This is a genomic window from Enterobacter cloacae complex sp. IR5384 (genome assembly GCF_049237265.1).
Taxonomy (GTDB): Bacteria; Pseudomonadota; Gammaproteobacteria; order Enterobacterales; family Enterobacteriaceae; genus Enterobacter; species Enterobacter cloacae.
The window spans coordinates 34,618-53,558 of sequence record NZ_JBMKHJ010000008.1 but is presented as its reverse complement, the minus strand read 5'-3'; the positions used below and the strand labels follow the sequence as shown (position 1 = coordinate 53,558).

The following is an 18,941-nucleotide window of genomic DNA, read 5'->3' as shown; positions in this document are numbered from 1 at the left end:
AGTAAATGTTAGCTCTGTCCTGCCGTTGAAAAGCCATACCTTTTCAATAATGAGCAATTTATGATCACCTTTTTTCGCCGTGCGGGTCTGGGCGCAAAGCTATCGCTTCTTACCGGCGTGAGTGTCGCCACGCTGTTTCTGCTTTTCACTTTTCTGCTCAGCCATAAAGCCAGCCAGCAGCTTGAAGCCCTTGCGGTAGAAGACCTGCATAACCAGTCCACCGGTATGGTTGATATGGTACAGATGTTTAACACCAGTCTGAGCGAAGAGGTCGAGAGCTATACCCGGCTGTTCACCACCTTTTTACCGCAGCCTTTGAGCGTCGACAGCAGTCAACTCCAGACCATTAACGGGCTTAGCGTTCCCCTTCTGAAAGGGGGTGAAACGGGCCTGCATGAAAACAATGCACTTTCTGACGACTTCCTGACGCGTACAGGGGCAATCTCGACCCTGTTTGTGCGCAGCGGTAATGATTTTGTCCGTGTCGCCACCTCCCTGCGCAAAGAGAACGGCGATCGGGCAATGGGTACCATTCTGGACACTGCCAGCCCGGCCTATGCGGCCGTCACCAAAGGCGAGGTCTATCGCGGTCTGGCGTTGCTGTTCGGCAAGCGCTATATCACCCAGTATCAGCCGTTCAAAAACGCAGAAGGCCAGGTCATTGGGATCATTTTTGTTGGTGTGGATATCACCCACTCCTGGAACGTGATGCGCGAAAAAATCCTCAATCGTCGTTTAGGTGACAGCGGACACTTCTTCGTGCTGGATCGCAGCAACGGTAAAACGCGCGGACAGTTCCTGTTCCACTCGAACCGGGAAGGCCAGCTTCCTGAGTGGGACAGCGCCACCCAGCAGCAGTTGCTGAGCAATACCCCGGGCACGCTGGAACGCGCAAGTGAGGATGGTCGCATACTGAAAATGGCCTATACGCCGCTGCCGGGCTGGAACTGGACCATTGTGGGGGAAGTGGATAAATCGGCGCTGCTCTCAAGCGTCACCACGATGCGGGATCGCTTCCTGCTGGCAGGCGTGGCGCTGTCAGTCCTGTTTGCCGCGCTGTTTGTTATTATCATTCGTCGCATGCTGACGCGCCCGCTGCGTAACGTCATTCATCTTGCCCGGCAATATGCGGCAGGCGACTTGCGTGCCAGCCTGTCCGTTACCCGCCAGGATGAGGTTGGCCAGCTTATCGACGCCATCAACGGGATCGGCGGCGGTCTGCAAAAGATTGTCCTGCAGGTACGCGAGGCCGCAGGCGAGATCCATCTGGGCACTAACGCCCTGGCCTCTGATACCGGTGAGATCTCAGAGCAGATCAACAAACAGGCCAGTAGCGTTGAAGAGACCTCCGCGAGTATGGAACAACTCGCCGCAACCGTGCAGCAAAACGCGGCCAATATGGAACAGACGCAGCAGCTGGTGGGGGAAACCTCACGCGCGGTGCATCAGGGGGGCGAGACGGTGACGCACGCGGTCTCCACCATGGACGATATTCGCGACGCCTCAAAGCGCATCGAGGACATCACGCGTGTGATTGAGTCGATTGCTTTCCAGACTAACATTCTGGCGCTTAATGCAGCGGTTGAAGCAGCACGTGCCGGCGAACACGGAAAAGGGTTTGCTGTGGTCGCGCAGGAAGTGCGCGCCCTGGCGGCACGCAGCGCTAATGCGGTGAAAGAGATTGAGCAGCTGATTGGCGACACGCTGAACAAGGTGAGTGAAGGCCATGCGCTCTCAGAGCAGACGCGTCTGGCGATGGATGCCATCATCGCGCACATCGATAACATCAACCAACTGGTGACCGAGATTAACCATGCATCCCGCGAACAGTCGGCGGGGATCCGTCAGGTGAATCTGGCCATGACCCATATTGGTGAAGCCTCCCACATCAACGCCGATCGCGTCTCGCGCAGCGAGCAAACCGCACAATCACTGCGCGAGAAAGGGTCGCACCTCACTCAACTGGTGAGCCTGTTCCAGCTTAAAAACTAGCCTACCCTGCCCGTGGCGCGCAGCAGAAGATCGCTTTGAACCTGCTCTGTCATCAGCGTGCCGCCACGGGTATCCAGCATCATGCGGCACCACGCCTGCGCGACGGGCGGAGAGGCGTGCCGCAGCATCTGGCTTCCGGCGCCCAGCAGGAATAGCTGATGCGCAATCTCCCGCCCCTGCGCCTCCTGCGGTTTACGCAGTTTTTGCTGCAGCTGCCGCCAGCTACGATCGAAGTGTCTGTCCTGACCTTTCACCTGCGCAAAATCCTCTGCCAGCAGATCGAACATACCCGGCTGCTTCGCCAGAACGCGCAGAACATCCAGACACATGATGTTCCCTGAGCCTTCCCAGATGCTGTTCACCGGCATCTCGCGATACAGGCGGGGGAGTTCACTCTCCTCACAGTACCCGATGCCGCCCAACACCTCCATCGCCTCTGCCACGAACGGGATACCCGCTTTGCAGACGCTGAATTTCGCGGCTGACGTGAAAAGCCGCGCCCAGGCCGCCTCCTGCGGATCGGCGCGTTTATCCCACGCCCGGGCAAGACGAAACAGCAGCGCCGTTTGCCCCTCCAGCACCAGCGCCATGCGGCTCAGGACGTCGCGCATCAGCGGCTGATCGATGAGGTTTTTTCCGAACGTCTGCCGCTGATGGGCGTGGTACAGCGCCACGGATAATGCCCGACGCATCAACCCATGGCTGCCCAGAGCGCAGTCAAAACGCGTTAACCCGCCCATGCGAAGGATCTGTCGTACCCCTTCCCCCTCTTCCCCTAACAGCCAGCCGGACGCATCCAGAAACTCCGCTTCACTGCTGGCGTTAGAGCGGTTGCCGAGCTTGTCTTTCAGCCGCTCCAGGCGCACGGCGTTGCGCTGCCCGTCAGGCAAAAAGCGAGGAACAAAAAAGCAGGACAACCCGCCTTTCGCCTGCGCCAGCACCAGATGCGCATCGCTTTGTGGCACAGAGAAAAACCACTTATGACCCACCAGCCGGTAGCTGCCGTCGCTGCACTTTTCTGCTTTGGTAGTGTTGCTGAGCACGTCCGAGCCGCCCTGTTTTTCCGTCATCCCCATGCCGATCAGCAGGCCGCGCTTTTGGGCTCCAGGGGCAAGGTGAGGATCATAACGATCGCTCAGTAGCGGCGTGAGCCAGTTCTGGAAAGGTTCAGGGAGCGCCTGTTGCAGCAGCGGCGTGGCGGCAAACGTCATGGTCACGGGGCACAGCGTTCCGGCCTCAACCTGAGCATGCAACACGAAGCGCGCGGCGCGAGCGACAAAGGAGCCTTTACGCGCCTCCTCTTCCCACGCCAGGTTATGCACCCGGTTAGCGCACAGCCCCTGCATCAGAAGATGCCAGGCGGGGTGAAAACGGACATCATCCAGCCGCTCACCGGTAGGGTCATAGCGAAGTAACTCCGGCGGATTGACGTTCGCCAGCCTGCCAAGCTCCAGCGACTCCGCCGTACCTAACTGCTGGCCTATACTGGCCAGCAGTTCGCTATCCCACTCCGCGCCTTCGCGGGCCACCGCGTCACGCAGGGCACAATCAGAGAGAAAAAGGTTGCTGTTCGAAAGCGGTGCGGGTTGGTTAAAAACGGTATGTGTTTGCCAGTGCATGCTGTCTCCCTCCTTCAGTGGCAATGAAGATAAGTATGGACAGACCCTGTGCACGCTGCATGGGAGTAAGGTCACACGGTAGCGATCCCGCTGATATCATTCGTGAAATAGCTCACAGAACATAAGAATAAACTATTTCATCACTTCACTTTTATTGAATAATTTATTCTTACCCCTTTCAGTGAGGAAAGTTATGCAACCGAATGCGCATAAGCGTGCGTTAATTGCAGGCTCCATTGGTAATTTCATCGAGTGGTATGAGTTTGCGGTCTACGGCTTTCTGGCCACCGTGATTGCGAAAAACTTCTTCCAGCTTGAAGGCGAGTCGGGGCTGACCAGCCTGATCCTCACCTATGCCTCATTTGCCATCGCTTTCTTCTTCCGTCCGCTGGGGGCGGTGGTGTTTGGCCGCATCGGCGACCGGATTGGCCGCAAACCGACGCTGATTATTGTGCTGGTGCTGATGACGCTCGCCACCGCCGCCATCGGTGTTGTGCCAGTCTATGCCAGCATCGGTATCGCTGCGCCGCTGATCGTTACGTTGCTGCGCATCCTGCAGGGATTGTTCGCGGGGGGAGAGTACGGTGGTGCGGTTTCCTTGATGACGGAATTTGCACCACGCGGTAAACGTGGTCTGTATGGCGCATGGCAATCGTTCACGGTGGCGCTGGGGCTATTAGCGGGCGCGGGTATCGTCGCCTTGCTTTCTGCCTTACTGACACCGGAAGCCCTGCATGACTGGGGCTGGCGTATCCCATTTTTCCTGGCCCTGCCCATGGGGGTGGTGGCGCTCTGGTTGCGGGTGAGTATGGAAGAGACGCCGAGCTTCGTGCAGCAGCAGGAAAAACCGCTGATCGCGCAGGCCAGTACCGTCGCCACAATTAAAGCGATTGTGATGGGAATTGGCCGGGTGATGGTCTGGTCGGCGGCGGGATATACCTATCTGGTGATTATGCCGACCTATCTGCAATCGGCACTGCACACCGGATTTAACCAGGCACTGTTGATAGCCGTGATTTCAAATGTCGGCTTTGCGCTCACCATTATTCCGTCGGGGATCCTGAGCGACAGGATTGGCCGCCGCACGGTGATGATTATCGCCACCGCGTTACTGCTGATCCTCGCCCTGCCGCTGCTGAAAATTCTGCAGGCGGAGTCCAGTACCCTCGCGGTAAAAGCGATCGTGGTATTGATAGCTGGCGGTCTGGTGGGCATGCTGGCAGGTCCAGGGCCGGCAATGCTCTCAGAGATGTTCCCGACGCGTGTGCGCTATACCGGGCTTGGTCTGGCGTATTCCTTGTCGAATGCCATTTTCTCGGGGTGTGCGGGGCTTATTATTACCGGGTTGATTAAGGAGACGGGAAACCTCGACATTCCGGCATATTACGTCATGGCGACGGCGGTGGTGAGTATTGTGGCGCTGATGACGCTCAGGAAGGATGACCATTTGCGGGCGTTGGAGGAGTAAGGTTGTCACCGTCTGGTGCCCTCACCCACCGGGAGAGAGATAAAACACAAAAGGCCGTCCACGGGACGGCCTTGCTGTTTATTCGCCGCGCTGACGTACCGCTTCAAAAAGGCAAATACCCGTTGCAACAGAAACGTTCAGGGACGACACGCTGCCCGCCATCGGGATGCTGATCAGCTCGTCGCAGTGCTCACGCGTCAGGCGACGCATGCCTTCACCTTCCGCACCCATTACCAGCGCCAGACGGCCGGTCATTTTGCTCTGATACAGAGTATGATCCGCTTCACCGGCGGTACCGACGATCCAGATATTCTCTTCCTGCAGCATACGCATGGTGCGCGCCAGGTTGGTGACGCGGATCAGCGGAACGTTTTCCGCTGCACCGCAGGCCACTTTCTTCGCCGTTGCGTTCAGTTGTGCAGAACGATCTTTCGGTACGATCACCGCGTGCACGCCCGCCGCATCGGCGCTGCGCAGGCACGCGCCGAGGTTGTGCGGATCGGTCACGCCATCAAGGATCAGGAAGAACGGGTTATCCAGTGCAGCGATCAAATCCGGCAGATCGTTTTCCTGATACTGACGGCCTGGCTTCACGCGGGCAATAATCCCCTGGTGAACCGCGCCTTCACTTTTCTCATCCAGGAACTGGCGGTTGGCCAGCTGGATCACCACGCCCTGCGCTTCCAGTGCGTGGATCAGCGGCATCAGACGTTTGTCTTCACGCCCTTTCAGAATGAACACTTCCTGAAAACGCTCCGGTGCGCGCTCCAGCAGGGCCTGCACCGCGTGGATGCCGTAAATCATTTCACTCATTGATGATTCTCTTAATAGGTATTTCCCCCTCTCCCCAGTGGGGAGAGGGTCAGGGTGAGGGGAGAATTTACTCCGCCTGCTGTTTCTTCGCTGCGCGCTTCGCTTTGGTCGCAGCAGCAATTTTCTGCGTTTTCGCGGACGGCTTTTTCGCCTTGCGAGCCTCTTTCTTCGCCGCTTTTGGCTTCTGCTTTTTCTCACCGCGGAAGGCGCTGTCTGGCTCGAAGTTCACTTTCTTACCCGCCTGACGACGTTTGCCGCTCGCGTTGCCGTTACCGCCTTTTTTCGCCTTCTCACGCGCGGTTTTACCTACGTTACGTGGCGCGCGCTCGCTGGAGATCAGACTGAAGTCAATCTTACGCTCGTCCATGTTGACGGCTTCGACTTTCACTTCCACCCGGTCGCCAAGACGATAGGTCTGTCCACCCGATTCACCAATCAGGCGCTGTCCAACCTGGTCGAAACGGTAATAGTCGTTATCGAGGCTGGAGACATGCACCAGACCGTCGATAAACAGCTCGTCAAGGCGAACAAAGAAACCAAACCCGGTCACGCTGGCGATAACACCTTTGAAAATGTTACCGACCTGATCCAGCATAAAGTCGCATTTCAGCCAGTCAGAGACTTCGCGCGTCGCTTCATCGGCACGGCGTTCGGTCATGGAACAATGCTGGCCAAGCTGCAGCATCTCTTCCATTGAATAGTGGTACCCGCCGGTTTCAGTCGTGTTCCCTTTATGGCCCTGCTCCTGCGCCAGCAGATACTTGATCACACGGTGCAAAGACAGGTCCGGATAACGGCGGATCGGCGATGTAAAGTGCGCGTAAGACTGCAGCGCCAGACCGAAGTGACCACGGTTTTCCGGGTCGTAAATCGCCTGCTTCATGGAGCGCAGCAGCATGGTCTGCAGCATTTCTGCATCCGGACGATCGCCAATGGATTCCAGTAGCTCAGCATAGTCGCGCGGCTCTGGCTTGTTACCGCCAGGCAGCTCCAGACCGAGTTCAGCCAGTACGGAGCGGAACGCAGTAATCGCTTCCGTCGACGGTTTATCGTGGATACGGAACAGCGCCGGCTCTTTAGCTTTCTCGACAAAACGGGCCGCCGAGATGTTCGCCAGGATCATACACTCTTCGATCAGCTTATGCGCATCGTTACGCTGGGTCTGTTCAATACGCTCAATGCGGCGTTCAGCGTTGAAAATGAACTTCGCCTCTTCGCTCTCAAACGAGATCCCGCCACGCTCTTCACGCGCCTGATCCAGCGTTTTGTAGAGGTTATGCAACTCTTCGATGTGCTTCACCAGCGGCGCATACTGTTCACGCAGATCCTGATCGCCCTGCAGCATATGCCAGACCTTGGTGTAGGTCAGACGCGCATGGGAGCTCATTACCGCTTCGTAGAATTTATAACCGGTTAAGCGACCTTTACTGGAGATGGTCATCTCGCAAACCATACACAGGCGATCAACCTGCGGGTTCAGGGAACAGAGGCCGTTGGAAAGCACTTCCGGCAGCATCGGTACCACCTGAGACGGGAAGTAAACCGACGTACCACGGCTGCGCGCTTCGTTATCGAGCGGCGTGTGGGGACGAACGTAATAGCTCACGTCGGCGATAGCAACCCACAGACGCCAGCCGCCTCCACGTTTTTTCTCGCAGTATACGGCGTCATCGAAGTCGCGGGCATCTTCACCATCAATGGTGACCAGCGGCAAACTGCGGAGATCCACGCGTCCCGCTTTGGACTCTTCCGGAACCTCTTCCTTCAGACCCACAATCTGCTCTTCAACCGCTTTTGGCCAGATGTAAGGGATCTCATGCGTACGCAGGGCCATATCAACAGCCATGCCGGTACCCATGTTATCGCCCAGCACTTCGACGATTTTACCTACCGCTTTGGTGCGACGCGTTGGACGTTGGGTAAGCTCCACTACTACCACAAAGCCCATGCGCGCGCCCATCACCTCTTCAGGCGGGATCAGGATATCGAAGCTCAGACGGCTGTCATCCGGTACCACAAAGCCTACACCGGCATCGGTAAAGTAGCGGCCAACGATCTGGCTGGTTTTTGGCACCAGCACGCGAACCACGCGTGCTTCGCGGCGGCCTTTACGATCGGCACCCAGCGGCTGCGCCAGGATCTGGTCGCCGTGAATACACATCTTCATCTGTTCGGATGAGAGGTAGAGGTCGTCTTTGCGGCCCTCTACGCGCAGAAAACCGTAACCGTCGCGGTGACCAATGACGGTCCCTTTCAACAGGTCGAGGCGTTCTGGCAGCGCATAGCACTGGCGGCGGGTAAAGACCAGTTGCCCGTCGCGCTCCATGGCGCGCAGGCGGCGGCGAAGGGCTTCAGTTTGCTCTTCACCTTCAATGTTTAATTCAACAGCAAGTTCTTCACGATTGGCGGGTTTTTCGCGTTTTGTTAAGTGTTCAATGATGAACTCGCGGCTGGGGATAGGATTCGCGTATTTTTCAGCTTCGCGTTCCTGGAAAGGATCATGTGACATATCGGTTCCTCCGTTGTCAGCTCCGGTGGAAATTTTCTTCATTCCACCAGCAATAATTTATAAAGCGGTTGATTCTCTTCAACCAAATCGGCCAGCGTGTAGTTATCCAGTTCCTTAAGAAAACTTTGCACGGCCAGAGAAAGCGCCTGTTTCAGGCGACAAGCGGGTGTAATGTGGCAGAACTCACTGCTGCAGTTCACCAGAGACAAAGGCTCCAGTTCACGCACCACATCCCCAATACGAATACTTTGCGCCGGTTTACCAAGACGGATCCCACCATTTTTCCCGCGGACGGCAGCAACGTATCCGGCACGACTAAGTTGATTGATTATTTTGACCATATGATTACGGGACACGCCGTAGACCTCTGTCACTTCAGAGATACTGGTCATTTTCCCATCGGGTAACGACGCCATGTAGATTAGCGCGCGTAAGCCGTAATCGGTGAAACTTGTTAACTGCACATCAACCTCAGGAAAAAAGGGAAAATGCGGTAAAACCGCAGAGATATTCATTAATGATGATAAACCAGCCAGATAGTTAGGGGCTAATTTATTTGACAGACGGGGCGAAAAAGCGGATATCCAGGAGCGGTCGCCGGATGGCGCTACGCTTATCCGGCCTACGGGTTTCCCCGCAGGCCAGCAGTCACGAAGATTATGCGTCGAACGGGTCGCGCAGGATCATCGTTTCAGTACGATCCGGGCCGGTAGAGATAATGTCGATCGGCACTTCGGTCAGTTCTTCAATGCGCTTGATGTAATCCAGCGCTGCCTGTGGCAGGCCGCTACGCTCTTTCACACCGAAAGTGGTCTCAGACCAGCCTGGCATGGTTTCGTAGATTGGCTCGATACCTTCCCAGTCGTCAGCAGCCAGCGGAGTGGTGGTCACTTCACGGCCATCTGGCATGCGGTAGCCGACGCAGATTTTCACCTCTTTCAGGCCGTCCAGGACGTCCAGTTTGGTCAGGCAGAAGCCAGACAGGGAGTTGATCTGCACTGCACGACGCACAGCCACTGCATCCAGCCAGCCGGTACGACGACGACGACCGGTGGTCGCGCCAAACTCGTTACCCTGCTTGCACAGGAACTCGCCGGTTTCATCAAACAGCTCGGTCGGGAATGGACCCGCACCCACGCGAGTGGAGTACGCTTTGATGATGCCCAGAACGTAATCCACATAACGTGGACCCAGGCCAGAGCCGGTCGCCACGCCACCTGCGGTGGTGTTAGAGGAGGTTACGTACGGATAGGTACCGTGGTCGATATCCAGCAGCGTACCCTGCGCACCTTCGAACATGACGAAATCGCCACGCTTGCGCGCCTGGTCCAGCAGATCGGACACATCAACTACCATGCCGGTCAGAATGTCTGCAATCGCCATGACATCATCCAGCACTTTCTGGTAGTCAACAGCGTCTGCTTTGTAGAAGTTCACCAGCTGGAAGTTGTGATATTCCATCACTTCTTTCAGTTTTTCAGCGAAGGTTGCTTTATCGAACAGGTCGCCCACGCGCAGACCGCGACGAGCCACTTTGTCTTCATAAGCCGGGCCGATACCACGACCGGTGGTGCCGATCGCTTTCGCGCCACGCGCTTTTTCACGCGCAACGTCCAGTGCCACGTGATAATCAAGGATCAGCGGGCAGGCTTCGGAGAGCAGCAGACGCTCGCGAACCGGGATACCACGGTCTTCCAGACCTTTCATCTCTTTCATCAGCGCAGCCGGAGACAGCACTACGCCGTTACCGATGATGCTGGTGACGTTTTCGCGGAGAATGCCTGATGGAATAAGATGGAGGACGGTTTTTTCACCGTTGATTACGAGAGTATGGCCTGCGTTGTGACCGCCCTGGTAGCGTACAACATATTTAGCCCGTTCAGTCAGAAGATCAACAATCTTCCCTTTACCTTCGTCACCCCATTGGGTGCCCAGTACGACGACGTTGTTACCCATTTTTTTCAAAATCACCGTTTGCTTAAAAATGGATTCTACCATCGCTTTTTCAGATATACAGCACTTTTTGACCCCAAAATATGCCAAAACCGATCACTTTTTGATCAGCCAATCGTTTTCCTCAACATGTAGTAGATAACAATGCCAGCAACCACAAGACCGCCGCCGAATCGGCGCAAAATATTATCCGGCAACTGGCTCAGGGTGGCGATCATGCGACGCCAGGCGCGCGGATAGAGCATCGGGCCCAGGCCTTCCAGGACTAAAACCAGCGCCAGTGCCAGCCAGATCGTTGAATTCATTTTTAATCCTTATAAAAGAAAACCACCGCTCCGTTAAGAGCGGTGGTTTGAATACTCAAACGAGACTGAGTTTATCGCGTTGCGTTAGTCGGCGTCTTCATATAACGGAAGAAATCGCTGTCCGGGCTGAGCACCATCACATCCTGGTTGCTCTGGAAGCTATTCTCGTAAGCACGCAGGCTACGGATAAAGGCGTAGAAGTCTGGATCCTGGCTAAACGCATCGGCGAACAGTTTCGCGGCTTCCGCATCACCTTCACCACGCAGGATACGGCCCTGACGCTCAGATTCCGCCAGCGTCTTGGTCACTTCGTAGTCCGCGGCTGCACGCAATTTTTCCGCTTCTTCCTGACCCTGTGAACGGTGACGACGGGCTACCGCTTCACGCTCGGCGCGCATACGATTGTAGATCGCCTCAGACACTTCAGCCGGCAGGTTGATCTGCTTAATACGCACATCCACCACTTCGATACCCAGCGCAGCCATACTGTTCGGGTTGATTACAGGCACTTTACCATTGGTTTCAGCCTGAACACGTTCCGCCGCTTTAGCAATTGCATCGTCCGCTGCTGGCGTTTCAACTTCGTCTTCCGTACCCGCGGTGCCGGAGTTCAGCGCATCGCGCACTTCCAGCGTCAGACGACCACGAGAGTCGGTCACGATGTCTTTCACATCCAGACGACCAATTTCAGAACGCAGACGGTCAGAGAATTTACGTTTCAACAGCACTTCCGCCTGAGAAACATCACCGCCGCCCGTTGCCAGGAAGTAACGGCTGAAATCACTGATACGCCACTTGATATAAGAGTCAACGATCAGGTCTTTCTTCTCTTTAGTCACGAAACGGTCGGCCTGGTTATCCATGGTCTGGATACGCGCATCAAGCGTCTTCACTGACTGGATAAAAGGAACCTTGAAGTGCAGACCCGGCTCATAAATCACCGGACGCTTGTCACTGTCACGGACGACGCTGCTGAACTGGAACTTAATCCCGCGCTCGCCCTCTTTCACCACAAAGATAGAGGTATAAAGTACGACCAGTACGATGACGATGATCGCAATAACTGACTTACGCATCCTTATTCCCCCTGACGCTGGTAGTCGTTACGCTGCGCGTTAGCACGGCGTTGGTCCATAATGTCACCATCGTTCGAAGAAGGCGTGGTTGTTGCGCTGGAGCTACCGGACGATGCAGGTGGCAGACGCAGCAGGTTATTCGCACCGCTGTTGTCTTTTGCTGCCGGTGCAGAACCGCCTTTCAGCATCTGATCCAGCGGCAGTACCATCAGGTTTCCACCTTTGCTGTCGTTAACCAGCACTTTACGTGTATGGCTCAGCACTTTTTCCATGGTTTCGATATAGAGACGCTCGCGGGTAATTTCCGGAGCCGCTTTATATTCCGGCAGGATTTTCGCGAAACGTGCCACTTCACCCTGCGCTTCCAGGATGGTCTGGGTCTTATACGCGCGTGCTTCTTCAAGAATACGCTGCGCCTGACCGTTAGCACGTGGCTGAACTTCGTTGGCGTACGCTTCCGCTTCACGGATGTACTGCTGTTCGTTCTCACGCGCGGCAATCGCGTCATCAAACGCGGCTTTCACCTCTTCCGGCGGACGAGCAGCCTGGAAGTTGACGTCCAGCAGGGTGATACCCATGTTGTACGGACGAATGGTCTCTTCCAGCTCACGCTGGGTATCGCTACGAATAACGGTACGACCTTCAGTCAGAATGCGGTCCATGGTGTATTTACCGATCACGCCACGCAAGGCGCTGTCGGTCGCCTGACGCAGGCTGTCATCGGCACTGGTCACGCTAAACAGATAACGTTCTGGGTCCGTAACACGATATTGCACGTTCATCTCAACGCGCACTACGTTCTCATCAGAGGTCAGCATCACGCCGGAAGCGGCCAGCTCACGCACCGACTCCACGTTCACAGCAGTGACGTCGTCAATGAAGGTCGGTTTCCAGTTCAGGCCCGGCTCAACCAGATGGCTGAACTTACCAAAACGGGTGACCACGCCGCGCTCGGCTTCTTTAATGGTGTAGAACCCGCTGGCTGCCCAGATGATGACCACGGCAGCGGCCACAATGCCCACGATGCGACCACCCATTTGCGGGCGCGGGCCCTGGGTAGAATTGCCACCCGAGCCAGACCCTTTTCCTCCACCAAGCCCACCAAGCTTCTTGCTTAGCTTGCGGAAGATATCATCCAGATCCGGCGGCCCCTGATCGCGACCACCTTTGTTGCCATTTCCCCCAGAGTTGCCGCCTTGATTATTGCTGCTTCCCCACGGGTCGCGGTCCTGTCCGTTATTACCGGGCTGATTCCACGCCATGTATATGCTCCATATTTGTTATGCAAGGGCGAATTATTCAGGCATCCCCTTTCCGATCAGACGATATAGTCGACCAGCGCAGGTTCTTGTTTACAGAGGCGACGCCAGTCAACGATCGGCATACGCACCTGCATCCCCACGCTGCCGTCATCCTCCATCCACTCTTTTTCTATCGCCTGAAGCTGATAAAACCGGCTGCGCAGCCTGCCTTCCTGTGGTGGCAGTCGCAGCGTGTGCTGGGCTACCTCACCGGAAAGACGTTCTGTCAAAGCCTGGAAAAGCAGTGGCACGCCAATACCGGTCTGGGCGGAAAGCCAGACCCGAATTGGTTTGTTCTCTTCATCACGATCGATACGCGGCTCAAAATCATCCAGCATGTCGATCTTGTTCATCACCAACAGCGTTGGGATCTCGTGGGCCTCGATCTCTTCGAGCACCACATTCACCGCGTCGATGTTTTCCTGCACGCGGACATCTGCAGCATCAATCACGTGCAGCAGCAGGGTCGCCTGACGCGTCTCCTGCAGGGTGGCTTTAAACGCGGCCACCAGATCATGCGGCAGGTGGCGGATAAACCCTACGGTATCCGCCAGCACGGTTTCACCCACATCCGCCACATCGATACGACGCAACGTTGGGTCCAGGGTCGCAAACAGCTGGTCTGCGGCATAGACCTGGGCCTCGGTAATCTGGTTAAACAGGGTGGATTTACCGGCGTTGGTATACCCCACCAGCGACACCGTCGGGATGTCGGCTTTCGTACGCGCCCGACGTCCCTGCTCACGCTGTTTCTCGACTCTTTCCAGACGAGAGAAGATCTGGGTAATACGGCCGCGCAGCAAACGGCGGTCGGTTTCGAGCTGGGTTTCACCCGGACCGCGCAAACCAATCCCGCCTTTTTGTCGTTCAAGGTGGGTCCAGCCACGTACAAGACGCGTGGCCAGATGGCGCAGCTGCGCCAGCTCAACCTGCAGCTTACCCTCGTGGGTACGTGCACGCTGAGCAAAAATATCTAAAATCAACCCCGTGCGATCGATAACACGGCATTCGCACAGCGCTTCCAGGTTACGCTCCTGAGCCGGAGACAGCGCATGATCAAACAACACGACTGACGCACCGGTTGCTTTTACGGCATCCGCAATTTCTACTGCTTTACCTTCACCAACAAAATACTTTGGGTGCGGCGCTTTACGGCTACCGGTAATCACCTGCATTGCTTCGACACCGGCGGAAGAGACCAGAGATTCAAACTCCTGGAGGTCTTCCATATCTTTGTCTTGCGAAAAATAGATGTGTACCAGCACCGCCTGCTCACCGGCATCATAACGGTCAAACAAGCGTAAAACCCTCTAAAAATATCAGCGGGGAACGCAGGATCCCTGGCTCCCCGTGTGGATAACAGTGCGAAACCTTATTCGGTCTCGTCGCTGTCCTGCGCAGGAGCAGAAGAACCCTGCGCGTTGCTGCCATGATGGTAGTTACTACCAGTGCCGCCGCCAGCGTTATTGCTGTGATGAGATACCGGACGGGACGGAACAACAGTAGAAATAGCGTGCTTGTAGACCATCTGGCTGACCGTGTTTTTCAACAGGATCACGAACTGATCGAAAGACTCAATCTGACCTTGCAGCTTAATACCATTCACCAAATAAATAGAAACTGGAACACGTTCCCGACGCAATGCGTTCAGGAACGGATCTTGTAAAGATTGCCCCTTAGCCATTCTATCTTTTCCTTATATGCTTGTTTTGTACTTAGAACCTTGCGATTCTGAAAAATTGCGCACGATACGTCTCAATTGTACACATTCAGTGAGCGATATCACCAATAACCTCAATCACTTCGTTTAGCGCCTGTTGCGGTTTTTCGCTGTCTAACCAGTGAACCCCTTCCCAACCGCGCAACCAGGTGATCTGGCGCTTCGCTAACTGTCTCGTGGCGCAAACACCTCTATAAACCATTTCATCATATGAAATCTCGCCTTCAAGATATGACCACATCTGGCGGTATCCCACACAACGAACGGAAGGCATGTCCGTATGCAAATCTCCACGGGCAAATAACGCCCGCACTTCTGCTTCAAAATCTGAAGCCAACATCTGATGAAAACGCTGCTCAATTCGTTGATGGAGCAGTTCACGGCTCGCCGGGGCGATAGCGAACTGATGCACCTGATACGGCAGAGCGTCTCCTGACGTTTGCGTCAGTTCCGTTAAAGTTTTACCCGAAATGAAAAAAACTTCCAGTGCCCGGGAAAGCCTTTGCGGATCATTTGGATGGATCCGTGCTGCGGCAACCGGGTCAATCTCTGCCAGTTGCTGATGCAAAACGTCCCATCCCTGCTCTGCCGCCTGCTGTTCAATTTTTGCTCTTATTTCAGGGTCCGCCGATGGCAGAGGAGAGAGCCCCTCCAGCAACGCCTTGAAATAGAGCATGGTGCCGCCAACCAACAGCGGTATACGTCCCGCCGCCGTTATCTCGGCCATCTCGGCTAAGGCATCGCGGCGAAAATCCGCTGCGGAGTAGGCCTGCGCCGGGTCGAGAATGTCCAGCAAACGATGCGGAGCCGCGCGCAGTTCGGCTGCGTCGGGCTTCGCCGTGCCAATGTCCATTCCTCGGTAGATGAGGGCAGAATCGACACTAATCAACTCTACGGGCAAAACTTTACGTAGCTCAATGGCTAACGCCGTTTTGCCGGAGGCCGTAGGGCCCATCAAAAAAATCGCCTTAGGCAGGCTCGCCTTACTGACATCAATCATCTTTAAGGGCAGTCATCGCCGTTTGTAAATCAACAGGTTGTAATAATCCACCCGGCGGTGCTTTCACCAGATGCGGGCAAAGGCGTTCCACCTCTGCCAGCACGCTAATCGCCTGCGCCATACTCCACGGCGTATGTTCGCTGGCCAAATGGCGGGCGATCCACTGCGCGGTGTTGGCGGCATCAAACATTGTTTGTTGCGCCAGGTAGCCTATCAGTTCAGGAATCAAGTTTTGTAAATTTTGTTGGCGTAAGGGTAAAGGCACTGCGCGAATTGTCACATGCTGTGATTCCAGTACCATTTCAATCCCCATCTGCGCCAGTTGGGCCTCTGCGCGCTGCAGTACCCTTGTTTCTTCAGTGGATATTTTTAGTCGAACCGGGATCAAAAGCGGTTGCGCACAAGCCGCGTTTTCTCCCGGGGTCAGTTGCACCTGTTTTAGCCAGCGTTCTGCAACCGGCAGGGCCAGGAGCATGAGCTTGCCCTCGCGTTCGAGTAACGCCATATCCGGCGCAATAATCGTCAGCACCCGGCCAAAGCTCTGACTATGCCCTTCCAGCGAAGGCGCTTGTACCTCACTGTGCTCTTTACGCGTGACTGCGGGGGTTTCCAGCAGTTTACGGTACAACGCCCCCTGCTGCTTTTGATAGCCGGGCTGAGCGTTGGGATAGTTCGCACCGGTGGGTCGCGGCGCGCTTCCTGCCGACGAGAAACGCGGCGCTTCCGGTTCACGCGCGACAGCGGGCTCGGCAAAATGGTTACGCCCCGCCGCAACACGGTTTTCCGGTATTGGACGCGGAGCGGGCTCTTCTTTTTCCAGCGGCAGCGTGGGTTCAACCTGCTGCTGCAAAACGCTCAGCACGCCCTGATAGATGAAATCGTGCACCAGCCGCGACTGATGGAACCGAACTTCATGCTTGGCAGGATGGACGTTAACATCAACCTGATGCGGGTCGATTTCCAGATAAAGCACAAACGCAGGCTGCTGATCCGCGCCGAGCTTATCTTCACAGGCCTGACGAATGGCGTGGTTGATCAGACGGTCGCGCATCATGCGGCCGTTAACGTAGCAATACTGGATCTCCGCGAAGGCGGCGCTGCTGGCGTTCGGGTCGGCAACCCAACCGCGTAAGGCCAAATCACCGTGCTGCCATTCAATGGCCAGCGCCTGTTCCAGAAACGGCGTACCGCAGATTGCCCCCAGACGACGCTCTTTCTGCCCGCCCTCCGCTACTGCGCGGTACTGGCGCATCACCTTGCCGTTGTGGCTGAGGTTGATGGTGACATCGAAACGCGCCAGCGCGATACGGCGGATAATCTCATCGATATGGCCGAATTCGGTCTTCTCGGTGCGCATAAACTTACGGCGGGCGGGAGTGTTGTAGAAGAGATCCAATACTTCGAGCGTCGTGCCAACAGGATGCGCCGCAGGTTTAATCGTGACGTCCATATCGCGCCCTTCGGCATAGGCCTGCCAGGCTTCCTGCTGTTCGGCCGTACGGGAGGTTAGCGTTAAACGGGAAACCGAGCTGATACTGGCCAGCGCCTCGCCGCGAAACCCGAGGCTGATGATCGCTTCCAGGTCGTCCAGAGAGGCGATTTTACTGGTCGCGTGACGCGCCAGCGCCAGCGCCAGCTCCTCTTTTTTGATACCGCACCCGTTGTCCCGAATGCGAATCAGCTTTGCACCACCACGTTCGATATCAATATCGATGCGGGTGGCTCCCGCATCAAGACTGTTTTCGACCAGCTCCTTCACCACCGACGCAGGGCGCTCCACCACCTCACCGGCGGCGATTTGGTTCGCAAGCTGCGGCGGTAGAACCTGAATCGGCATGAATTCTCCTTAGTTGGTCGCGGTCATCTCACCCGGCAGCACGGCGCTGGCCGTCTGGGCTGCACCGCCCTGCGGCGCAGACTGCAGCGGATGAGCCTCAAAATATTTACGCAGACCGTTATAAATTGCTTCGGCAATTTGCTGCTGATAGCTGTCGCTGCCCAGCAAACGCTCTTCGCTGTTATTACTGATAAAGCCCGTTTCCACGAGGATCGATGGAATGTCCGGCGAACGCAGAACCCCAAGGCTCGCATGCTCCGGACGGCGTTTATGCAATGCCCCGATGCCTTGCAGCTGATTCAGTACGTTGGTGGCGACATCATACCCGACGCGCTGAGAATGACCGAATTGTAAATCGAGCACCGCCTGGCTGAGATACGGGTCAGACTGGCTGTTGGCCAGCACATCGCCCGCACCACCCAACAGTTCGGACTGCTTCTCATGCTCTTCAAGCCAGTTAGCCATTTCACTGTTCGCCCGACGGTTTGACAGCACCCACACCGATGCCCCCGTGGCGTTACGGTTTGGTGCGGCATCCGCATGAATGGAGACCAGGAAGTTAGCATTTTGTTTACGCGCCACGTCTGAGCGTCCCATCACGGAGATAAAATAATCGCCGTCACGGGTCAATACGCCTTTAAACATCGGGTCATCGTTCAACAGCGTCCGTAGCTTACGGGCAATGGCGATGGTCACGTTTTTCTCGCGCGTACCACCTGGACCAATTGCACCAGGATCCTGCCCGCCATGACCGGCATCAATGGCGATAATCACTTTATCACCGCTGACCACCCGACGCGCGCTGGCCGCCGGGCGCGTCACGGTATTACTGCTGGTGACGCCGGTGATGCGATCGTTGTCGGTTTTAAACGGATTACGCGCAGGTTCAGACGGGCGCGGGGTATAAACCGGCTCTTCCACCCGTTTCGCCACAACCGGCGGCGGTGGCGGTGGCGGAGGCGCATCGGCATTGATGGTAAAGACCACCGTATAATTCGCGCCGTTTTGCTGCTTCACCGCCCGCGTTTTACCCTTTTCGGTCAGATCGACCACCAGGCGCAATGACTGACTGTCTTTTGGCGTACCGGAACGAATACTTTTGACCAGGTTGTTACCGCTGAACTGCAAGGGCAACCCCTGGATCACACCCGTCTGTTTGATATCCAGCGCCACGCTGCGGCTGTCTGGTTGAGAAAAAGCATATTCAGGGTCGCCCATAAAACTGAACGTGATCCGGGCCTGACTCTCCCCGTTCGACACCTGAATATCCGAGAGGCTTGCCGCACCAGCCTGCGCGCACAGCAGCACTGTGGCAGCCAATAACCAACCTTTAACGCGATTTATCATC

Annotated in this window: 15 protein-coding genes; 2 read left to right on the top strand and 13 right to left on the bottom strand. The window is 56.0% G+C overall.

What is annotated here, in order from left to right; all coding sequences use genetic code 11:
• Positions 1-60 precede the first annotated feature (60 nt).
• Positions 61-1,992, top strand: a complete 1,932-nt coding sequence (locus tag ACOTX3_RS09320) for a methyl-accepting chemotaxis protein (protein WP_058678911.1) — start codon at positions 61-63, stop codon at positions 1,990-1,992.
• Here the strand turns inward: ACOTX3_RS09320 and ACOTX3_RS09315 are convergent.
• Positions 1,989-3,611: an isovaleryl-CoA dehydrogenase gene (locus ACOTX3_RS09315; RefSeq protein WP_058678912.1), complete on the bottom strand. Its 1,623-nt coding sequence runs from the start codon at positions 3,609-3,611 to the stop codon at positions 1,989-1,991. The two genes, ACOTX3_RS09320 and ACOTX3_RS09315, sit on opposite strands and share 4 nt — an antisense overlap.
• Before the next feature lie 193 nt (positions 3,612-3,804).
• Here ACOTX3_RS09315 and ACOTX3_RS09310 point away from each other — a divergent pair, with 193 nt between their 5' ends.
• Positions 3,805-5,079 carry an MFS transporter gene (locus tag ACOTX3_RS09310; RefSeq protein WP_020688968.1) on the top strand — a complete coding sequence of 425 codons (1,275 nt, stop codon included), beginning with the start codon at positions 3,805-3,807 and terminating at the stop codon, positions 5,077-5,079.
• A 78-nt stretch (positions 5,080-5,157) separates the two neighbouring features.
• Here ACOTX3_RS09310 and rlmB read toward each other — a convergent pair whose 3' ends face one another.
• The 12 genes from rlmB to amiB all read right to left on the bottom strand — a co-directional run bounded on the left by rlmB (position 5,158) and on the right by amiB (position 18,940).
• Positions 5,158-5,892, bottom strand: a complete 735-nt coding sequence (rlmB, locus tag ACOTX3_RS09305) for a 23S rRNA (guanosine(2251)-2'-O)-methyltransferase RlmB (protein WP_013095294.1) — start codon at positions 5,890-5,892, stop codon at positions 5,158-5,160.
• Positions 5,893-5,959: 67 nt separating this feature from the next.
• On the bottom strand, positions 5,960-8,401 hold the full coding sequence (gene rnr, locus ACOTX3_RS09300; protein WP_058678913.1) for a ribonuclease R: 2,442 nt from the start codon (positions 8,399-8,401) through the stop codon (positions 5,960-5,962).
• 38 nt (positions 8,402-8,439) lie between these two features.
• Complete coding sequence (nsrR, locus tag ACOTX3_RS09295) at positions 8,440-8,865, bottom strand: nitric oxide-sensing transcriptional repressor NsrR (protein ID WP_014830384.1); 426 nt, start codon at positions 8,863-8,865, stop codon at positions 8,440-8,442.
• A gap of 193 nt (positions 8,866-9,058) precedes the next feature.
• Complete coding sequence (locus tag ACOTX3_RS09290; RefSeq protein ID WP_006178975.1) at positions 9,059-10,357, bottom strand: adenylosuccinate synthase; 1,299 nt, start codon at positions 10,355-10,357, stop codon at positions 9,059-9,061.
• A 104-nt stretch (positions 10,358-10,461) separates the two neighbouring features.
• A complete protein-coding gene (locus ACOTX3_RS09285; protein ID WP_013095291.1) occupies positions 10,462-10,659 on the bottom strand; it encodes a DUF2065 domain-containing protein in 198 nt (65 codons plus the stop codon).
• Positions 10,660-10,730: 71 nt separating this feature from the next.
• Positions 10,731-11,735 (bottom strand): protease modulator HflC, encoded by a 1,005-nt coding sequence (gene hflC, locus ACOTX3_RS09280; protein ID WP_013095290.1) that lies wholly within the window; start codon positions 11,733-11,735, stop codon positions 10,731-10,733.
• Positions 11,736-11,737: 2 nt separating this feature from the next.
• Positions 11,738-12,997 carry an FtsH protease activity modulator HflK gene (gene hflK / locus ACOTX3_RS09275; RefSeq protein WP_013095289.1) on the bottom strand — a complete coding sequence of 420 codons (1,260 nt, stop codon included), beginning with the start codon at positions 12,995-12,997 and terminating at the stop codon, positions 11,738-11,740.
• 56 nt (positions 12,998-13,053) lie between these two features.
• A complete protein-coding gene (gene hflX / locus ACOTX3_RS09270; protein WP_127869107.1) occupies positions 13,054-14,334 on the bottom strand; it encodes a ribosome rescue GTPase HflX in 1,281 nt (426 codons plus the stop codon).
• A gap of 74 nt (positions 14,335-14,408) precedes the next feature.
• A complete protein-coding gene (hfq, locus tag ACOTX3_RS09265) occupies positions 14,409-14,720 on the bottom strand; it encodes an RNA chaperone Hfq (protein ID WP_013095287.1) in 312 nt (103 codons plus the stop codon).
• An 85-nt stretch (positions 14,721-14,805) separates the two neighbouring features.
• The gene (miaA, locus tag ACOTX3_RS09260; protein ID WP_020688973.1) at positions 14,806-15,756 is read right to left on the bottom strand and encodes a tRNA (adenosine(37)-N6)-dimethylallyltransferase MiaA; all 951 of its coding nucleotides are present in this window, start codon (positions 15,754-15,756) and stop codon (positions 14,806-14,808) included.
• The gene (mutL, locus tag ACOTX3_RS09255) at positions 15,749-17,593 is read right to left on the bottom strand and encodes a DNA mismatch repair endonuclease MutL (RefSeq protein WP_045295644.1); all 1,845 of its coding nucleotides are present in this window, start codon (positions 17,591-17,593) and stop codon (positions 15,749-15,751) included. The genes miaA and mutL overlap by 8 nt, the downstream gene beginning before the upstream one ends.
• Before the next feature lie 9 nt (positions 17,594-17,602).
• Complete coding sequence (gene amiB / locus ACOTX3_RS09250; protein ID WP_023619489.1) at positions 17,603-18,940, bottom strand: N-acetylmuramoyl-L-alanine amidase AmiB; 1,338 nt, start codon at positions 18,938-18,940, stop codon at positions 17,603-17,605.
• Between the last annotated feature and the right edge of the window lies 1 nt (position 18,941).

Bases quoted from the DNA above. Each gene is read 5' to 3' on its own strand.
- rlmB (WP_013095294.1), bottom strand. From the start codon at position 5,892: ATGAGTGAAATGATTTACGGCATCCACGCGGTGCAGGCCCTGCTGGAG.
- ACOTX3_RS09290 (WP_006178975.1), bottom strand. From the start codon at position 10,357: ATGGGTAACAACGTCGTCGTACTGGGCACCCAATGGGGTGACGAAGGT.
- hflC (WP_013095290.1), bottom strand. From the start codon at position 11,735: ATGCGTAAGTCAGTTATTGCGATCATCGTCATCGTACTGGTCGTACTT.
- miaA (WP_020688973.1), bottom strand. From the start codon at position 15,756: ATGATTGATGTCAGTAAGGCGAGCCTGCCTAAGGCGATTTTTTTGATG.
- mutL (WP_045295644.1), bottom strand. From the start codon at position 17,593: ATGCCGATTCAGGTTCTACCGCCGCAGCTTGCGAACCAAATCGCCGCC.
- ACOTX3_RS09315 (WP_058678912.1), bottom strand. From the start codon at position 3,611: ATGCACTGGCAAACACATACCGTTTTTAACCAACCCGCACCGCTTTCG.
- hfq (WP_013095287.1), bottom strand. From the start codon at position 14,720: ATGGCTAAGGGGCAATCTTTACAAGATCCGTTCCTGAACGCATTGCGT.
- ACOTX3_RS09285 (WP_013095291.1), bottom strand. From the start codon at position 10,659: ATGAATTCAACGATCTGGCTGGCACTGGCGCTGGTTTTAGTCCTGGAA.
- hflK (WP_013095289.1), bottom strand. From the start codon at position 12,997: ATGGCGTGGAATCAGCCCGGTAATAACGGACAGGACCGCGACCCGTGG.
- ACOTX3_RS09310 (WP_020688968.1), top strand. From the start codon at position 3,805: ATGCAACCGAATGCGCATAAGCGTGCGTTAATTGCAGGCTCCATTGGT.
- ACOTX3_RS09320 (WP_058678911.1), top strand. From the start codon at position 61: ATGATCACCTTTTTTCGCCGTGCGGGTCTGGGCGCAAAGCTATCGCTT.
- rnr (WP_058678913.1), bottom strand. From the start codon at position 8,401: ATGTCACATGATCCTTTCCAGGAACGCGAAGCTGAAAAATACGCGAAT.
- amiB (WP_023619489.1), bottom strand. From the start codon at position 18,940: ATGATAAATCGCGTTAAAGGTTGGTTATTGGCTGCCACAGTGCTGCTG.